Annotated in this window: 4 protein-coding genes; all 4 read right to left on the bottom strand. The window is 75.4% G+C overall.

Annotation, left to right across the window (positions count from 1 at the left end; translation table 11 throughout):
* Positions 1-623: signal recognition particle receptor subunit alpha (locus VFJ21_14585; GenBank protein ID HET7408347.1), on the bottom strand; the 623-nt coding region annotated here is incomplete at its 3' end.
* Between the two features lie 42 nt (positions 624-665).
* On the bottom strand, positions 666-2,969 hold the full coding sequence (locus VFJ21_14580; protein HET7408346.1) for a [protein-PII] uridylyltransferase: 2,304 nt from the start codon (positions 2,967-2,969) through the stop codon (positions 666-668).
* 43 nt (positions 2,970-3,012) lie between these two features.
* Positions 3,013-3,351, bottom strand: a complete 339-nt coding sequence (locus tag VFJ21_14575; GenBank protein HET7408345.1) for a P-II family nitrogen regulator — start codon at positions 3,349-3,351, stop codon at positions 3,013-3,015.
* A partial coding sequence (locus tag VFJ21_14570; protein HET7408344.1) for an ammonia channel protein occupies positions 3,348-3,872 on the bottom strand: 525 nt, incomplete at its 5' end. The genes VFJ21_14570 and VFJ21_14575, both read right to left, overlap by 4 nt.

The following is a 3,872-nucleotide window of genomic DNA, read 5'->3' as shown; positions in this document are numbered from 1 at the left end:
GCGGCCTGGGCCATCATCTCGGCGTCGATGCCGAGCCGGCCGGCCGTGTCGACGACGACCACGTCGTGACCGAGCCGGCGGGCGTGCTCGATGGCCCGGGTGGCGACCTGCACCGGGTCGCCGACCCCGTTGCCGGGCTCGGGTGCGAACACGTCGACCCCCGCCTGCCCCCCGACGACCTGCAGCTGCTGGACGGCGTTGGGGCGCTGCAGGTCGGCGGCGACCAGCAGCGGGGTGTGGCGCTGCTCGCGCAGCCACCGGCCCAGCTTGCCGGCGAGCGTCGTCTTGCCGGTGCCCTGCAGGCCGGCCAGCATGATCACGGTCGGGGGCGTCTTGGCGTAGCGCAGCTGCCTCGTCTCACCCCCGAGGATCCCGACGAGCTCCTCGTTGACGATCTTGATGACCTGCTGGGCGGGGTTGAGGGCCTGGCTGACCTCCGCGCCCCGCGCCCGCTCCTTGACGGCCGCGATGAACGTCTTGACGACCGGCAGCGCGACGTCGGCCTCGAGCAGCGCGATGCGGATCTCGCGGCAGGTGGCATCGATGTCGGCCTCGGAGAGCCGGCCCTTGCCACGCAGCGCCGTGAAGACCGACTCGAGCCGGTCGGAGAGAGTCTCGAACACACGGATCCCCAGGGACAGGACGGGCGGGGTGCAGAGACCAGCCTAGTCGGCGAGAGCGGCGAGCAGAGCGGCCTCGACGGCGGCGCGGCGGACGCCGGAGGGCAACGGCCCACCGAACTCGTCGACCACGTAGAACGCGTCGACCGCCTCGGCGCCGAGCGTGCTGACCCGGGCCGAGCGCACGTCGAGCCCGTGGTCGGCCAGCGCGTGGGCGAGGCGGTAGAGCAGACCGAGCCGGTCGTGTGCACGCACCTCGACAACGGTCGCCGACGCCGAGGCGGCGTCGTCGAAAAGCACCCGCGGCGGCGAGGCCGCAGAGGGGTGGTGCGGGTCGCGCCGGTAGTCGCGCTCCCGGGCCGCCAGCCGGTCGGCCAGCCACGCGGTGTCGGCCTCGGCGCGGCGGAGATCCGTGCGCACGATCTCCCAGTCGGGTGGGGAACCGAAGCGTGGCACCGCGTCGAACACCGTGACCGCCATCGCGCCGGTCGAGGTGGCGATGGCACCGCGGACGTCGAGCCGGTGCAGGGCGAGCACCCCGGCCCACCGCCAGAGCACTCCCGGCCGGTCGGGGGTGACGACCGTGAGGGTGTCGCCGTCGACGTCGAGGGCGGTCTCCCGGCGGTCGGCCAGCGCGAGCTGCCGGGCAGACAGCGCCGCGGCGGCCGGTGCCGGCGCGCCCGCGAGCACCGCACGGGTGCGGGAGACGAGCTCGTCGACGAGGCCGGCCTTCCACTCGCTCCAGGCGGCCGGGCCGGTCGCCCGGCCGTCCGCCTCGGCGAGCGCGTGGAGCAGGTCGAGGGTGTCCCGATCCCCCACGGCGTCGGCGACCCGCTGGACGGTGACCGGGTCCTCGAGGTCGCGGCGGGTCGCGGTGTCCGGCAGCAGCAGGTGGTGGCGGACCATCGCGACCAGCGTGGCGGTGTCGTCCGGCGCCAGGCCGAGACGCGGGCCGATGCGCGCGACCAGTGCCACGCCGTTGTCGGTGTGGTCGCCGGGCAGCCCCTTGCCGATGTCGTGCAGGAGCGCACCGAGCAGCAGGAGGTCGGGCCGGGCCACGCGGCGGGTCAGGGCGGCCGCCTCGGCCGCGCACTCCACGAGGTGCCGGTCGACGGTGAAGCGGTGGTAGGCGTTGCGCTGCGGCTTGCACCGCACCTGCTCCCACTCCGGCAGCAGCGGCTGCAGCAGCCCGGCCTGGTCGAGGGTCTCGACGACCGCGACCGCGTCGTACCCGGCGCCGAGCAGGGTCACGAGGTCGTCGCGGGCCGGGGCCGGCCACGGCTCCGGGAGGGCCGCGGAGCCGGCGAGGCGCGCCAGTGCGTGCGGCGCGATCGGCAGGCCCTGCTCGGCGGCGGCGGCGGCCACCCGCAGGACCAGCCCGGGATCGCGGGCCGGGTCGGCCCCGACGGCGAGCACGACCTCGCCGTCCTGGGCCACCACGTCGGACGCGAGCGGGATCCGGTCGGTGGAAGGCGACCGGCCGAAGAGCCGCCGGCGCGGCGCCACGTCGCGCTGCACCCGCCGAAGCGTCTGGTCGGCCGCGAAGGCGATCGTGCGGGCAGCGGCGTAGACGTCGCGCATCAGCGCGTCGGCGTCGCCGTACCCGACCGGCACCGCGATCGCGTCCTGCTCCTGCAGCAGCAGCCGGTCGCTGGGTCGCCCGGGGCGCCGGTGCAGCTCGCCGCGGACGTCGAGCAGGCCGGTGTACGCCGCCTCCACCCGGGCTTCCGGCGGGTCGGTCAACCAGCCGAGTGCCAGCGCACGCAGCAGCTGCACGTCGCGCAGGCCGCCGCGGGCGAGCTTGAGATCGGGCTCGAGGAGGAACGGCAGCTCCCCGTGCGCCTGCCAGCGCTCACGGGCGCCGCGGACCAGGTCGGGCAACCGGCGGCGGATCCCCGAGCGCCACTGGCCGCGGGTGCGCTCGACCAGATCGGCGGCCAGCTGCGGATCGCCGGCGACGTGCCGGGCGTCGAGCAGCCCGAGGGCCGCGCGCAGGTCCTGCGCGGCCACGGCGAGGGCCTCGTCGATCGTGCGGGTGCTGTGGTCGACCGGAAAACCCGTGTCCCACAGGGGATACAGCAGCCGGTCGACGAACGGGGCCACGTCCGCACGGCCGTCGTGGACGAGCACCAGGTCGAGGTCGCTCCCGGCGGCGGGTTCACGGCGTCCGTAGGCGCCGACCACCAGGACCGCGAGCCCGGACCCCGCCCAGGCGGAGTCGGCCAGCAGGTCGCCGACCACGGCGTCGAGGCAGGTGTCGACCGCGTCGACGAGCGCCGACCGCAGCCCGGCGCCGCGCTGCGTCCAATCGGCGAGCACCTCCGCGCGGCGGGCACGCAGCGCGGCCACCGCGGCCACCGGGAGGGAGTCGGGCGCGGCGGGCGAAGCCGGCTCAGAGGGCGTCGGAACCTCGCTCGCCGGTGCGGATCCGGACGAGGTCGTCGACCGCGACCGTCCACACCTTGCCGTCGCCGATCCGGCCCGTGCGGGCCGCAGCGACGACCGCCTCGACCACGCGAGGGGCTTCGACGTCGTCGACGACGATGTCGATCCGCACCTTGGGGACGAAGTCCACCACGTACTCCGCGCCCCGGTAGACCTCGGTGTGGCCGCGCTGGCGGCCGTGACCCTGCACCTCCTCGACGGTCATCCCCCGCACGCCGAGCGCCTCCAGCGCCTCGCGCACGTCGTCGAGCTTGAACGGCTTGACCACCGCGGTCACGAGCCTCATGTCCCGATCCTTCCGGCCGTCGTGCGGGCGAGACCGAAGTCGTAGGCCGACTCCGCGTGCTGGCTCTGGTCGAGTCCGTCGTACTCCTCCTCCGGGGTGCACCGCAGGGGCACCACGGCGTTCACCAGGCGGGCGACGACGTACGTCGCCGTGAAGGCGAACGTGGTCGAGACGACGACGGCGAGCGCCTGCCGGCCGAGCAGCCACAGACTGCCCGAGTAGGCGAGGCCCTGGTGGTGCACCGCGGGGTTCACGGCGTGCGACGCGAAGATGCCGAGAAGAAGCATGCCGACGAACCCGCCCACGTAGTGGACGCCGACGACGTCGAGCGTGTCGTCGTAGCCGAGACGGAACTTCAGCCGGACGGCGCCGAAGGCCGCGACGCCCGCGACCGCGCCGAGCAGCATCGCGGGCAGGGAGTCGACGTAGCCGGCGGCGGGGGTGATCGCGACCAGCCCGGCGACCGCCCCCGAGGCCCCGCCGAGCGTCGTCGCGTGGCCGGTGCGGGCGCGCTCGGCGAC

It is taken from the genome of Mycobacteriales bacterium, assembly GCA_035690485.1.
Classification (GTDB): domain Bacteria; phylum Actinomycetota; class Actinomycetes; order JAFAQI01; family DASSKL01; genus DASSKL01.
Note: the sequence above shows the minus strand (reverse complement) of the source record. Positions and strands in the feature narration are given on the sequence as shown.

Excerpts from the sequence above, each read along its gene's own strand:
- VFJ21_14575 (HET7408345.1), bottom strand. The coding sequence starts at position 3,351 with ATGAGGCTCGTGACCGCGGTGGTCAAGCCGTTCAAGCTCGACGACGTG.